General features: G+C 66.3%; 12 protein-coding genes. 9 read left to right on the top strand and 3 right to left on the bottom strand.

The genetic code is table 11. The features are described from left to right. Positions 1-58 precede the first annotated feature (58 nt). The 5 genes from ACFFCA_RS08985 to ACFFCA_RS08965 all read left to right on the top strand — a co-directional run bounded on the left by ACFFCA_RS08985 (position 59) and on the right by ACFFCA_RS08965 (position 5,063). Positions 59-1,015 carry a hypothetical protein gene (locus ACFFCA_RS08985; RefSeq protein WP_375483920.1) on the top strand — a complete coding sequence of 319 codons (957 nt, stop codon included), beginning with the start codon at positions 59-61 and terminating at the stop codon, positions 1,013-1,015. Positions 1,016-1,074: 59 nt separating this feature from the next. Continuing rightward, on the top strand, positions 1,075-1,878 hold the full coding sequence (locus ACFFCA_RS08980; protein ID WP_375483919.1) for an alpha/beta hydrolase: 804 nt from the start codon (positions 1,075-1,077) through the stop codon (positions 1,876-1,878). A 26-nt stretch (positions 1,879-1,904) separates the two neighbouring features. After that, the gene (locus tag ACFFCA_RS08975; RefSeq protein WP_375483917.1) at positions 1,905-3,434 is read left to right on the top strand and encodes an FAD-dependent oxidoreductase; all 1,530 of its coding nucleotides are present in this window, start codon (positions 1,905-1,907) and stop codon (positions 3,432-3,434) included. After that, positions 3,431-4,123 (top strand): hypothetical protein, encoded by a 693-nt coding sequence (locus ACFFCA_RS08970; RefSeq protein ID WP_375483915.1) that lies wholly within the window; start codon positions 3,431-3,433, stop codon positions 4,121-4,123. Before ACFFCA_RS08975 ends, ACFFCA_RS08970 begins: the two co-directional genes overlap by 4 nt. Before the next feature lie 79 nt (positions 4,124-4,202). Then, complete coding sequence (locus ACFFCA_RS08965; protein WP_375483913.1) at positions 4,203-5,063, top strand: alpha/beta fold hydrolase; 861 nt, start codon at positions 4,203-4,205, stop codon at positions 5,061-5,063. A gap of 12 nt (positions 5,064-5,075) precedes the next feature. On the opposite strand, the gene ACFFCA_RS08960 is transcribed toward ACFFCA_RS08965, so the two are convergent. After that, positions 5,076-6,569, bottom strand: coding sequence for a BTAD domain-containing putative transcriptional regulator (locus tag ACFFCA_RS08960; RefSeq protein ID WP_375483911.1), 1,494 nt, complete (start codon positions 6,567-6,569; stop codon positions 5,076-5,078). A gap of 252 nt (positions 6,570-6,821) precedes the next feature. On the opposite strand from ACFFCA_RS08960, the gene wrbA reads away from it, so the two are divergent. The 3 genes from wrbA (at position 6,822) to ACFFCA_RS08945 (ending at position 9,205) form a co-directional block, all read left to right on the top strand. Further along, on the top strand, positions 6,822-7,424 hold the full coding sequence (gene wrbA, locus ACFFCA_RS08955) for an NAD(P)H:quinone oxidoreductase (protein WP_375483909.1): 603 nt from the start codon (positions 6,822-6,824) through the stop codon (positions 7,422-7,424). Between the two features lie 15 nt (positions 7,425-7,439). After that, positions 7,440-8,612, top strand: a complete 1,173-nt coding sequence (locus ACFFCA_RS08950) for a low temperature requirement protein A (RefSeq protein ID WP_375484072.1) — start codon at positions 7,440-7,442, stop codon at positions 8,610-8,612. Between the two features lie 68 nt (positions 8,613-8,680). Next, positions 8,681-9,205, top strand: coding sequence for a MarR family winged helix-turn-helix transcriptional regulator (locus ACFFCA_RS08945; protein ID WP_375483907.1), 525 nt, complete (start codon positions 8,681-8,683; stop codon positions 9,203-9,205). 566 nt (positions 9,206-9,771) lie between these two features. Here ACFFCA_RS08945 and ACFFCA_RS08940 read toward each other — a convergent pair. Together ACFFCA_RS08940 and ACFFCA_RS08935 are read right to left on the bottom strand one after the other, a co-directional pair. Continuing rightward, positions 9,772-10,605: an alpha/beta fold hydrolase gene (locus ACFFCA_RS08940; protein ID WP_375483905.1), complete on the bottom strand. Its 834-nt coding sequence runs from the start codon at positions 10,603-10,605 to the stop codon at positions 9,772-9,774. A gap of 18 nt (positions 10,606-10,623) precedes the next feature. Continuing rightward, positions 10,624-11,313 (bottom strand): alpha/beta fold hydrolase, encoded by a 690-nt coding sequence (locus tag ACFFCA_RS08935; protein ID WP_375483903.1) that lies wholly within the window; start codon positions 11,311-11,313, stop codon positions 10,624-10,626. A gap of 191 nt (positions 11,314-11,504) precedes the next feature. Here ACFFCA_RS08935 and ACFFCA_RS08930 point away from each other — a divergent pair, with 191 nt between their 5' ends. After that, positions 11,505-12,455, top strand: coding sequence for a helix-turn-helix domain-containing protein (locus ACFFCA_RS08930; RefSeq protein ID WP_375483901.1), 951 nt, complete (start codon positions 11,505-11,507; stop codon positions 12,453-12,455). Positions 12,456-12,606: the final 151 nt, after the last annotated feature.

Below are 12,606 nucleotides of genomic sequence, written 5' to 3'. Positions count from 1 at the left end.
GGTAACGAAGGTCGAGCGCGCACCCCAGCCGCGGAACGGACTTCTGGGTCTGGCCGTCGTGGCGCTGGTGACCGTGACGCTCCTATTCGTCCGGGGCGGAGCGCGCGACACGCTGCCGGTTTTCGGAATCCTCGTCCTCTACGCCCTGCCTGTCACTGCGCTGATTGCCTTGTGGTGGGAGGATTGGCCTGGCGCCAGACTTCGACCGTTCTGGTCGGGGTGGGCGGACATCGCAATCGTCGCCGTCGGCGGCACCGCCTTCGCCGCGCTCGGGCAAACCATCGTGCAGCATCCCGACCTCGCTGCGCTGTTCACCGCTGACGACGTCGCTGGGCACGACGCACCGTTCCCAGCACTGCTGCCGCTCGGTGCCGCCGCCTTCACGGTCTTCCTCCAGTTCACGTTGGTCACCGAGGGCTGGCCGCTGCGTTCCCGCGGTCGTCTCGGCGGAGGCGCCATCGCGCTCATCGCCACCTGGTTGGTCGGGCTGGTGCTGGAACGGCTGTTCGTGGGCACCGGACTCATCACCCCTAATACGTTCCTGGCCGCTCTGGCCTGCGTGTCGGTGTTTCAGGTACTGGGGTGGGTTGTACTTCGCGGTGTCCCGGTAGCGAGAGTGCACTCACGCCCCGCGCGCCTGGTTACCGGAAACCTTGCCACCGTCGTCCTGGGGCTCGGGGTGCACGCGATCCTTTCCGGGTGGATCCACGACGAGCTGTTGATCGGCGCCCTGGGCGCGGCAGTCACCACCGCAGGTCTGGTCCTGGGCATGCTGTTCGAGGGCTGGCCGACGGGACTGCTCGGAACACGTTCGGCGAACCTGTTCGCAGGCCTGGCTATGTTCGCTCTCGGCGGCCTCGCTCTGGTCGCAGGCACAGCGTCAGCACGCGTCCTCGGCTTCACCGGTGGTGCCGCGACAGGGTGGGCGACCTATGCCCTGAACACCGTCGCCGCGGCTGTCATCATCCACGTCGGCATATTCCGCCGCTGGCCGCTGCCGGCAGCCTCCGCCTGAGTCATCGGCCCGCAGAACACCTCGGCCCTCGGCCATCACTCCTCTTGGAGGCACCCACCGTGCAATCGATTCGTGACGTCGCTTACGGCAGGGACGTCCGCCAGCGCATGGACATCCATCAACCCGCCGTGGCGAACGGGGCCGCAGTCCTACTCATCCACGGCGGGGGCTGGTGGCAGGGAGACAAGAACAAGGAGACCGTGACGGCGCAGCTGTTCACGGACGCCGGGTACGTGGTCGCGGCGCCGAATTACCGGCTGGCCGACGCGCAGACGCGGTCCAACCTCTACCCGACGCAGGTGGACGACGTCTCCTCGGCGTTGACCTCGTTCAAGGAGTCCGATGCGGTGTTTGATCGCGACCGTGTCGTCGCCGTCGGCGGGTCCTCCGGAGGCAACCTTGCCGTTGAAATCGCAATCCGGCACCGCTTGCCCGCGGTGTCATGGTCGGGCCTGATGGTGCTCGACGACTTCATGCAACGCCACCAGACCACGACAGCTCGCAAGCTCGACGTGGACCCGACCGCGCCCAGCGCGTCGATAGACCAAACCGGCGCCGACGCGTCCTACTACAAGTGGCTGGTCATGAACCTCGTGGGCTCGAACGATCTCGCAGATGCGTGTGTCGCGACCGTGTCCCACCGGGTCACAAGCCGCTGCCGGCCCATGTTCCTGGTCAACTCCATCCATGAGCTCGTCCCAGCGACCGAGGTGTCCGTCATGGCCGCGGCATTGGCCGCCTCAGGTGTGGCCGTGCAGACCCTGTTGTTGCCGGGGTCGCGACACGCCGAGGGTTATCTCCAGGATGTCATCGCACCGACGTTGGCCTTCATCGCCGCGCACCTCCCGGACGCAGCCGGATGACAACGCGAACGATCAACCCAAAGGAGATGACACGCGTGCCGCAGACAACCGACGCCTGCGCAGTGCTCGTCGTCGGTGCCGGACCCACCGGTCTGACCCTGGCCGTGGAGCTCGCTCGCCGTGGCATCACCTGTCGCCTGCTCGAGGCTGCGCCGGGCCCGCAGCCCGGCTCGCGCGGTAAGGGTGTCCAACCGCGCACCCTGGAGGTGCTCGACGATCTCGGCATCGTCGACCAGGTACTGGCCAACGGCGAGCTGGCGATGCCGATCCGCTCCACCGCTTTGGACGGCCGGGTGATCCTCGGCGGGGCCGAGCCGGAGTCGTTGAAGAACCGCCCGGACGTGCCGTACACGACAAGCCTGGTGACACCGCAGTGGCGCGTCGAGGAAGCGTTGCGGCTCCGGCTGGACCAACTCGGCGTTGCGGTGGAGTTCGGCGCCCGGCTCGTGGGTTTCTCAGAGTCCGACCAGGGAGTCTCGGCCGTAATCAAGACCGGGAATCGGACCGAGACTCTCGAGGCGCGGTGGCTGGTCGGCTGCGACGGCGGCCATAGCACCGTCCGCGAGGCAGTAGGGATCGTGTTCGAGGGCGAGACGCTCGAGGACGTGCGGATGATCGTCGCCGACGTGAACGTCGGCGGTCTCGGCCGGGATGCGTGGCGCATGTGGCGCCACGAGGATGGTTTCCTCAGCCTGTGCCCACTGCCGTCGACCCAGGTGTTCCAGTACCAGGCCAGCATCGCCCCGGGACAAAACCCTGGGCTGGACCTCGCCAACCTGCAGGCCGTCCTCGAGCGCCGGACCGGTCAAGCTGATTTGCAGCTGGGCGAGCCCACGTGGCCGTCGTTGTGGCGTGCCAACGTCCGCCTCGCCCAGCAGTACCGCCAGGGCCAGGTCTTCCTCGCCGGGGACGCCGCGCACGTGCACTCGCCCGCCGGCGGCCAGGGCATGAACACCGGGATCCAGGACGCCCACAACCTGGGATGGAAGCTCGCGGCGGTCGTGCACGGCGCCCCGGAGTCGCTCCTGGACAGTTACGAGGCTGAGCGGCGGTCGATTGCGGCCCACGTGCTAGGTCTGTCGAACGCCCGCCTGTCGCAGACCATGCAAGAGGGCATGGCCACTCGCCGCGACGCCAGCACCCTGCAACTCGACCTGAACTACCGCGGCTCCGCCCTGGCCTTCGACGATCGTGACGTCGACGCCGACCTTCGCGCCGGCGACCGGGCACCGGATGCGACCCACCTCGAGACACCCGACGGCGAATACCGGCTGTTCGACCTCACACGAGGCGGACGCTTCACTCTGCTGGCCTTCGGCGACATGCCACCAGTGGGCAACAGGGGCCTCGACCTGCAGACCGTCCGGGTAGCCGAGGCGCCAGGGCCCGGCCGTGTGATGGACACACGTGGCCATCTTCGCGTCGCCTACGGCGCTCAGGACCATACGCTGGCGCTGATCCGACCCGACGGCTATCTCGCCGTGATCTCGGACGCCGGCGGCGCGGAGATGGTCGAGAGCGTACTTGCCCAGGTCACCCCAAGCGACGCGCAATGACCGACCAGCAGACCGGTGACAACCAACATGAGTTGAGGGCTGTGGCCCCACCGGACACCCAGTCATCAATTGGTTCGCCGACCGCCGAGCAGTCGTCGGCGCTGCTCACAACCCTGACGACGCAACAGTTCGCACTGCAGTCGGCGGCGAGCACGACAGTCAGCGAGGCCGTTGGGAGGGCGTCCATCTTCCTGGGTGTGCTGTCGAGCTCCCTGATCGCTCTGGGGTTCGCGGCCGACCGTCAGCCGCTTCTGCTGGGGGCCCTCGCCGTCCTGGTTCCGACGATCTTCCTGCTGGGACTGTTCACCGTGGTCCGCCTCGTCGACACGAGCGGGGAGAATCTGCTCCACCTCGCGGAAATGGCGCGCATCCGTTCGTACTACGTGGGTCTGCACCCCGATGCGTCCAGGTTCTTCTCGTTTACGTCTACGGCCTCGGCCGACGATGCATTCGGCGGAATGGGTCTGCGCCGAAGCCGGTTGCTCAGCGTGTTTACGTTGGCGACGATGGTCGCCTTCGTGGACGCGGTCGTCGGGGGCACCGGGGTCTACGTGCTGCTCCGCGCGCCCCTGACTCTGAGCAGGGTTTCGGCGCTGGTCAGCGGACTCGCGTTCGGGGCGGCGTTCCTGATCGGTTTTTTCCGTTACCAGAGTCGCCGACTCGCTGCTCTCGACGGCCGCGCGAGCTGAGCCGGCCCAGCGAAGCGCGGCGACCGAGCCGCGCCCTCCTTCAACCGTCCGACACGATGCCTGGAAGGCAACGAATCAAATGACCACGCTGAAACTCGACGATGGCCGGGACCTCAGGGTCCGGATCAGCGGACCAGAAGACGGGTTACCTCTGCTGTTCCATCACGGCACGGGGGGTGGGTTGCTGACCCGGCAGCTCGAGGCTGCGGTGCACCGACGCGGCGCGCGCCTCGTCATCATCTCGCGAGCCGGTTACGCCACGTCCACACGGTCGCCGGGGCGGGCGGTAGTCGACGTCGTCGCCGACTCCGACGCGGTTTTTCGTGCACTTGGTGTCGACCGGTACTTCGTGGCCGGATGGTCCGGCGGTGGGCCGCACGCGCTCGCCTGTGCGGCACGCCTACCGGGCGTCATCGGCACACTTGTCGTTTCGGGTCTTGCCCCGTACGACGGAGAGGGACTCGATTTCCTGCAGGGGATGGCTCGTGTCGAGGTCGATGAGTGGGAGGCCGCGCTGCAGGGCGAGTCGCATCTTCGCGAGGTCGTGTCACACGCGGCGGCCGCGATGTTGCATCCGCACGCCGACCCACGGGCCTTCGACGAAACAGGCGACACGTTGGTTGCCGCAGACGCGGCGGTGCTCACCGGGGAGTTCGCCGAGGACCTGGCCGCGGCGAACCGGGTCGCCCTCAGCACGGGCGTCGACGGCTGGGTCGACGACGAGCTGGCTTTCGTCAAGCCCTGGGGTTTCGACCTGGGCACCGTCGACGTGCCAGTCTCGATGTGGCACGGCAGCGACGACCGCAACGTTCCCCTCGCGCACAGTCAGTGGGTCGCCGAACACCTGCCCGACGCGTCACTTCACCGCGCGCCGGGAGAAGGGCACCTGTCGGTGCTGACGCGGCTCGTCGACCCCATGCTCGACGAACTGCTCGGATAGACAGATTCCGCGTCAGGGCGCCGTGTCGGCCAGGTCGCGACTGTCACGTGACGACGCGGAACGACGCGCCAGAAGGTCGAGAAGCTCGTCATCCACGGACCGGACCTCGACGAGTTCGACGCCGTGGCGCGCGACGAGCTCGGGCAGAGGGTGCCGGCTGGTGACAATGACGCCGGCCGGGCCCGAGCCGGGCAGCAACTTCTCGATCTGCGCGAAATCGTGCGCGTCGTCGAGAAGCACGAGGAGCCGCTGCGAGGACAAGATGCTGCGCAGCAACCTCGATCGCTCGTTGGCGCCCCGCGGCGTGGCATGGGCGGGGACGTTCAAACCCGCGAGCATGTCCGCAAGGGCGTCAAGCGTGGAGATCGGCTCGCGGCCCGGGTCGTGACCGCCAAGATCAACATACAGTTGCCCGTCGGGGTACCGACCGGCGATCTGGGTTGCGTGTCTGACCGCCAGAGCCGTCTTCCCGACCCCGCCGGCGCCCGCCAGCAGCAGGATTTCCCGTTGCTCCGCAGACTCCGCAAGCGTGGCCAGCATATGGCGGCGGCCCACGAAGCCGGGCAGCGGCACGGGCAGGCGGCCGCGCGGTGGCACCGTCCCGGTGCTGTCGACCCGGGCCTCCTCCGGCGGCGTCGAATCCGCACGCAGAGCTGCCGCCAGCGCCCGCTTGAGCCCGGAGCCGGGCTCGCAGCCAAGCTCGTCATGCAGCCTCTGACGTACGGCGCGGTACAGGCGCACCGCCTCGGCGCTTCGTCCCGTGCGGGACAACACGTCGACCAGGTTCGCCGCCAGTGACTCGTCGTAGGGATGACGTTCGCTCGCCGACCGCAGGGCCGGTAGGAGTGCTGCGTAGTCCGCTGCGTATCTGCACTGCTTCACCGCCGTCACGATGGCGGCGATCCGCTCGTCCTCGACGGACGCGAACTCCGGCAGGTCCTGGAAGTCCTCGTCAGCAGCCGGCGAAGCAGCGACCGCGAGCGCCCGCAGTGACAGCCTGAGGGCGTTCGCCTGGTCCCCCACGTCGCCGAGTTCGCGTGCCTGGGTGGCGAGCTGACGGAACCGTACAAGGTCGCTCGTATCGGGGTCGACCGCGATCCGGTAGCCGTGACCGCTGCCGAGAATGAATTGGCCGGACTGCCGTCGCCCGAGCCCGGGCTCGCAGGCACGTCGCAGAGCGCCGACGTGTCGGTGCAGCTGGTTGACGGCCGTGGCGGCAGGTTCGCCGGCCCAGAGAGCGTCGACAATCGAACCCACAGAGACCACCTCGCCGACATTGGCCAGAAGCAGCGCGAGCAGACCGCGTTGTTTCGGTTGGGTCACTTCGATCTCGACGCCGGCCCGGACGATGCGCACCCCGCCGAAGAGGACGAACTGCACCTCGGCCGCCCGGCCGGTCCGATCCTGCTCTCGGTCCATTTCCGACGTCGGAGTCAGCGCCGGCGCCGGTCCACAGACCGAACGGTGACTCGTGGCAACGGCAATGCTGTTCAGCTGCAGTCCCATGACGACCTCCTTGCGATCTGACTGAGTAATCAGTTACTGATCTGTCAGCAAGTTTGTACCCGTGCCAGGTCGCTCCGCAACACACCGGAGGAAAATTTTTCGGCTCCGCGGTCGGCGGTCCCGGCGACGCACTGGGCGGTCACTTCGCTTGCCTATCGTCAGGTAATAGGCGGGTTCCGCCGTCAGGGTGGGGACCGAGTGCCGGCACGAAACCTTCACCGTTCGACCGGCCGTCCGGCGAAGGAGGATGTCATGTCCGTGCGAGTCACGGTCATCTACTACAGCGCAACCGGCAGCGTGCACCGCTTGGCCGAGAGTGTCGCCGACGGCGCTCGCGCCGCGGGCGCCGAGGTCAGACTGCGTCGTACACCCGAGCTGGCCCCCGATGCGGCGATCGCTGCCAATCCGGTCTGGCAGGCCCACGTCGACGCGACGAAGGACAGCGTGCGTACTGCCGTGCTCGAAGATCTCGAGTGGTGCAACGCGCTGGCGCTCGGTACGCCCACCCGCTTCGGGACGCCGGCCGCTCAGCTCAAACAGTTCATCGACTCAACCGGCGGCTTGTGGCAGGCGGGCGGTTTCGTCGACAAGCCCGCCACCACCTTCACCTCCTCCGCCAACAACCACGGCGGGCAGGAGTCGACAATTCTGGCCCTGAACAACGTCCTGTACCACTGGGGATGCATCATCGTGCCGACCGGATACACAGACCCGCTGGTCTCCGAAGCCGGCGGGAACCCGTACGGCACCTCCTGGGCCTCAGGTGCCGGCGCGCTCCCCGACGAGGCGACGGTGTCCGCCGCCCACTATCAATGCAAGAGGCTGGCCGCGATCGCCGCACGCCTGCAGGGCTGATCTCGACGCGTGAACATGATGGCGCGTGTTTCCCGGCCCGAGCAACGCAACCCCGGTCTCGAGTTGTTCTTCGACCTCGTGTTCGTGCTCTGCGTCGCGCAGCTCGCGGACGTGTTGCATGAGGGCCCGAGTTGGCGCACCGCCGCCCGCGTGGTGCTGCTGTTCGTCCCCGTGTGGTGGACCTGGACCGGCGTGACCTTCGCGCTCAACCGGTTCCCCAGCGACGACAACATCACGACCGTCCTGCTGCTCCTCGCGGCCGGTGCGTCAGGCTTGATGGCGCTGGCCGTACCGGAGGTGCCCGGAGCTTCCGACACCTGGTTCGCGGCCGGTTATCTCACCGTGCGCCTCGTCATTGCCGTCATCTACGTACGCGTCCGCGAAGAAGACCAGCGCCTCACCGCGTTCTACGCCACCGGATTTACGCTGACCGCGGCGGCGTGGTTCGTGTCCATCTTCCTGCCGGAGTCGATCAAGATGATCGTTTGGATCATGGCCATGATCGTCGACATCTTGATCCCGGCTGTGGCTGACCGGCTGCAGAGGATGCTGCCTGTTGACGAGCGCCATCTACCCGACCGCTTCGCCGCCTTCGCGATCATCGTGCTCGGAGAAGCGGCCGTCAACACGGTCAGTGTCGTAGACAGGCCTTTGCAGCCGTCGACATCGGTCGTGCTGGCCGAAGGCTTCGTCATCGCGGCGCTCTTGTGGTGGGGGTTCTTCGACCGCCATGCCTGGCGGCTCCGGTACCGGATGCTGGCCGACCAGGACAACAGCGGTCGCATCGCTTTCATCATCTGCGCCTACCTGCACTTCCCGTTGGTACTCGGCGTGATTTTCGTCGGGGCCGGCACCCAACTCGCCGCCGAGCACGCCGACGGTTATGCGCCGGGAAGTGCGGCCGCGATGATTGCCGGAGGAATCGGGGCGTACCTACTTACGCTCAACGCCATGGGGTGGGTCTTACGCGTCCCTCGGTCACGATCCTTGGCCACGCCCCGAGCAGTACTCATGTCCGGACTGGTGGCCCTCCTGCTCTTCGGCCACGGCCTCAAAACACCGACGTGGCTCCTGGCCTGTGTGGGCGCACTCGTCGTGCATTCCGGGTTGAACATCAGCCGAGCACGAAAGGCAGGCCCTACCCCCGCTGTGCGCGTCGTCAGTGACACCCCGAACGGCCTCGACTAAACACCGTCCCGATTCTAGTAAGCTCCTGACTGGTCAGCTACTGCCTAGGCACTGAAGGAGCGAACTGAATGGCAACCGGTCGATCCCGCCGCGAGGTCAACAACGAAGATTCGCTGATTCGTAGCGAGAACGTCACCCTGGCTGGGCTGCTGGTCGAAACGGCCAACGGGCTCGGGTTACGGATGGACGAAGGCCTCCGCAGGGACTCAGATCTGCCCGTATCCACCTTCGAGGTTCTCATCCGGCTGATCCGTTCGCCGGGTGCCAGCGTGCGGTCAAGTGATCTGGTCCGCGAACTCGCGCTCACCACAGGTGGGGTGACTCGCCTGATCGACCGGCTCGAAGAGCAGGGTTTAGTGGAACGCAGCCGCGAGGGCGATGACCGCAGAGCGGTGTACGCAAAACTGACGCCGGCCGGGCGACAAGCCGTCCTCGGAGCGCTGCCCAGTCACATCGACGACCTAACCGTCACCTTCTCGGCCCTGTCCCCGTCCCAGCGACGTCAACTCGAAGACGCTCTGCGAATCCTGCGGGACGTTGTAAACGAGCGTGACCCCGACCTTAAACGGAAGAGGGTCCGTCACCCGGTCTAACGGCCGGAGCAAACCCGCATCCGACGCCAACCGTTCCAGGGCAAACGGACGCGCACTCACGAGTCACCTCGATCACCTATGGTCAGTTGGGAGCGGCAGACCGGATAGTCTCCTGGGCAAATAGGCGGCTGCCTAGTAGAGGATTTCTTTCTCCATCCGCAGCTCTTCATTCTGGCGTCGCAGCCGGCGCAGCTCCTCAAACTCCGACGGGCTCGCCGACAACGGGTTCGCCCGCCATGCTGGTTCTGCCAGCTTATTGGCAACTCAGTTGCGCAGCGTTGTCTCATTCACCCCCAGCCGCCCGGGCCACTGACGCTCTGGACTCCTCAGTGGCCAACGCCATCTGCACTGCTATGCCGAAACTCATCCGGGTACCTCGACGGACGGCCAGGATCAGGTGTCCACCAAAGTGGGTCGAGTGCAATACACACTTGACGCTCAGATGAATCGATGTGGCGGTTGTTGAATAAGCTCCTCGCGTAGGTGTTTGAATCAGCGATTCGTACTTCTGAGTAACCCGGCGCGACCCACTCCCGTTTTAGCGCGTAGGAGTGGGTCGCCTTGTGTTACTGAACCGACCGGGCGGCGCGCTCGATCAGCTTGGCGACGGTCGTTGGGTGGCTGATCAACGCTACATGCGAGGAGTGCGGGATCTCGACGATCTGGCGGGCTCTCGCGCGTTCATACATCCAGCGTTCAGTTCGGGGTGGAATCGCTTTGTCGCTGCCCGCAATCAGACACCACGACGGGATTGTCTTCCACGCCGCGGCCGTCGTCGGGAAGGTAAACGAGTCGGCGTCGAACGGCCGTTGCGTTGCCTGCAGGACCTTGAAGTGCGCTTCAGTCAGGTCGGCGGCGAACGCGGCTTGGCCGCTCTTGCTGAGGTACAGGTCGGTGCCCGTGGTGCCGTCAGCCTTTGTGTAGGGCACTGGCACGCTTACCGGCCCGACTTCGCTGCCGGGGTACTTGGTGATGAGTTCGCCCTGCGTTTCCCCGATGTCGGGAACGAAGGCGGCCACGTACACCAGCGCCTTCACGTTGCTTTTTCCTGCGGCCGCGTTGGTGATGACGGTTCCACCCATGGAGTGCGCCACCAACACGACGGGTCCGTTGATGGAGTCAAGCAAGCTGGCGATGTATGGGGCGTCAGTGGGGATGCCGCGCAGTGGGTTCGATCCGGCGATTGTGGGGTACCCCCGCCGCTGCAGGTGCGTGATGACGCCGTTCCAGGACGACGAGTCGGCGTAGCCGCCGTGGACTAGGACGATGGTCGGCTTCGGCGTGTTCTGCTTGCGCCCGGTCGCTGCGGCCGCTCCCGTCGAGCCGGCCACTACAGCGGCCGACGCGGCGAGCGTCGCGCCAGCTGCCAGCACGTGACGACGAGAGACTTCTTTGGTCATTGCGGGTCTCCGTCGTGGCTAGTCGGTCGCGCTGTGTGCGGCGCTGCGGATGAGGTCGGCGACGATCGTGGGCTGTGAGACGTAGATGGCGTGGCTGCCGGGGGTGTCGGTGATGGCCGCGCCGCTTCGTTCGGCCATCGCGAGCTGTTGCGCGGGCGGGATCATGCGGTCGTCGGTGACGTGGAGGTACCAGCTGGGCTTGGATCGCCACGCTGCGTCGGTAACTGTCCCGCTGATTGCGTCCAGGCCCCAGGGCACTTGCGAGTTGGCCATGAACTCAGCGTCCTCCGTGGACACGTCGCCGGCGAAGGAGTCGGCGAACTTGGCTCGGTCGAGGAACAGGAAGCCGTTGACCGGGGGCAGGATCGGTGGCTGCGGTCCGTCCTTCGGGAAGGTGTCGATGATGGAGCCGACGGATTCACCGGTGTCGGGCGCGAACGCGGTGACATAGACGAGGGCAGCGACGTTGGGATGGGTGCCGGCTTCGCTGATGACGGCGCCGCCATAAGAGTGTCCGACGAGCACGACAGGACCGTCGACTGTGTCGAGGACGTTGCGGGTCACGACTGCATCGTCGGCGAGGGATTTGGTGGGGTTCTGCACGATCCGGGCCTCGAGACCGGTGGACTTGAGTTCGTCATAGACCCCCTTCCACCCGGATCCGTCGACGAATCCGCCGTGGACGAGCACAACAGTGGGACTGCTCATGTGAGGGACCTCCTTGGGGCAGGCATGCGCGGAACGCGCACTGTCGACCTGCGCCAAAGAGCCTGCGCGCCGTGGACAGCTTTGTTCTCGGACGCGCGCGCACAACCCCGGGACGTCAGTGCACGACGCTAAGAACGGCGTTGACCGCCCTGAGCGCTGATGCTGTACTTCGAAGACCGCTAGGAGGTGCCATGCCGGACGTCGTCGTTACCACAGACAGCGTGGACAGTCGTGATCGCGAGGCGCTGTGGCGTAGCGTCCTGAGCGACACTCTGGCGCCTATCCAGCTCGATGGGTGGGCCGAGCCGAGTGAGCCCACAGCAGTGTTGCGTAGCACTGCCCGCGGGCGATTATTATTCCTGGAGCACGAGGCAACAGCGCATATCCATCGCCGTACGCCAGCACTGATCAAACAGTCGGACGCCGCCTACTTCCAGGTCGCAATTCTCACCGCCGGCAGCGCCTCTCTTCAGCAAGACGACCGCGTCGCCACTCTGGGCCCAGGCGATGCCGTCCTGTATGAGAATTCTCGCCCATTTACCTGGACGCCCCCGGAACCGTGGGCGGCAACCGCCCTATGCATCCCCGTTGACGCGGTCCGACTCACCGAGGTCGAACGTCGCCGTATGAGCGCTCAGCGGCTGTCCGGTGGTAGCGGCCTGACCGGCGTCGTGTCTCGCTTCGTTCTAGACATCACCCAGCACGCGTCTCAAATCGCCGAAGCCAACGCTGAGCACATACTGGCGCACGCAACCGACCTCGTCGTGTCGCTGCTGGCCACCCCAACGAACCCCCAACGCGGTGACGCGCGCCACCGCATCCTGCGGGATCGCATCAAAAGCTACATCGACACGCACCTTCGCGACCCAGCACTCACACCCGACCAGATTGCAGCAGCCGCGAACATCTCCACCCGCTACCTGCACAAGCTCTTCGAAGACGAGCACGAGACCGTGGCCCTCTACCTCCGCCGACGTCGACTGCACTGTGCCCGAAACGAATTACTCGACCCCCGCTCCGCCAGACACAGCATCGCCGCCATCGCGCACCATTGCGGCTTCAGCGACCTCAGCGGCTTCAACCGTGCATTCAAAACGACCTTTGGGCTCACCCCGCGCGAACTGCGCGCCACCCAACCCTGACCGCGCCATCGGGCGTGAACCCAGCCCACTCATTACGGTGCCGGACCCAGCCGCGGAGCCCGCAACCGCGCTCCGATGCCAAGCTCGATAGCGCCAGAGCCGTCTGATTGAGACTCGACGGTGGGCACACGGCGTGAGTCGTAGCGTCCGA

It is taken from the genome of uncultured Jatrophihabitans sp. (genome assembly GCF_964252635.1).
Taxonomy (GTDB): domain Bacteria; phylum Actinomycetota; class Actinomycetes; order Mycobacteriales; family Jatrophihabitantaceae; genus Jatrophihabitans.
This window is presented reverse-complemented; position numbering and strand designations above follow the sequence as displayed.

Bases quoted from the DNA above. Each gene is read 5' to 3' on its own strand.
- ACFFCA_RS08975 (WP_375483917.1), top strand. From the start codon at position 1,905: ATGACACGCGTGCCGCAGACAACCGACGCCTGCGCAGTGCTCGTCGTC.
- ACFFCA_RS08970 (WP_375483915.1), top strand. From the start codon at position 3,431: ATGACCGACCAGCAGACCGGTGACAACCAACATGAGTTGAGGGCTGTG.
- ACFFCA_RS08965 (WP_375483913.1), top strand. From the start codon at position 4,203: ATGACCACGCTGAAACTCGACGATGGCCGGGACCTCAGGGTCCGGATC.
- ACFFCA_RS08960 (WP_375483911.1), bottom strand. From the start codon at position 6,569: ATGGGACTGCAGCTGAACAGCATTGCCGTTGCCACGAGTCACCGTTCG.
- wrbA (WP_375483909.1), top strand. From the start codon at position 6,822: ATGTCCGTGCGAGTCACGGTCATCTACTACAGCGCAACCGGCAGCGTG.
- ACFFCA_RS08950 (WP_375484072.1), top strand. From the start codon at position 7,440: ATGATGGCGCGTGTTTCCCGGCCCGAGCAACGCAACCCCGGTCTCGAG.
- ACFFCA_RS08945 (WP_375483907.1), top strand. From the start codon at position 8,681: ATGGCAACCGGTCGATCCCGCCGCGAGGTCAACAACGAAGATTCGCTG.
- ACFFCA_RS08940 (WP_375483905.1), bottom strand. From the start codon at position 10,605: ATGACCAAAGAAGTCTCTCGTCGTCACGTGCTGGCAGCTGGCGCGACG.
- ACFFCA_RS08935 (WP_375483903.1), bottom strand. From the start codon at position 11,313: ATGAGCAGTCCCACTGTTGTGCTCGTCCACGGCGGATTCGTCGACGGA.
- ACFFCA_RS08930 (WP_375483901.1), top strand. From the start codon at position 11,505: ATGCCGGACGTCGTCGTTACCACAGACAGCGTGGACAGTCGTGATCGC.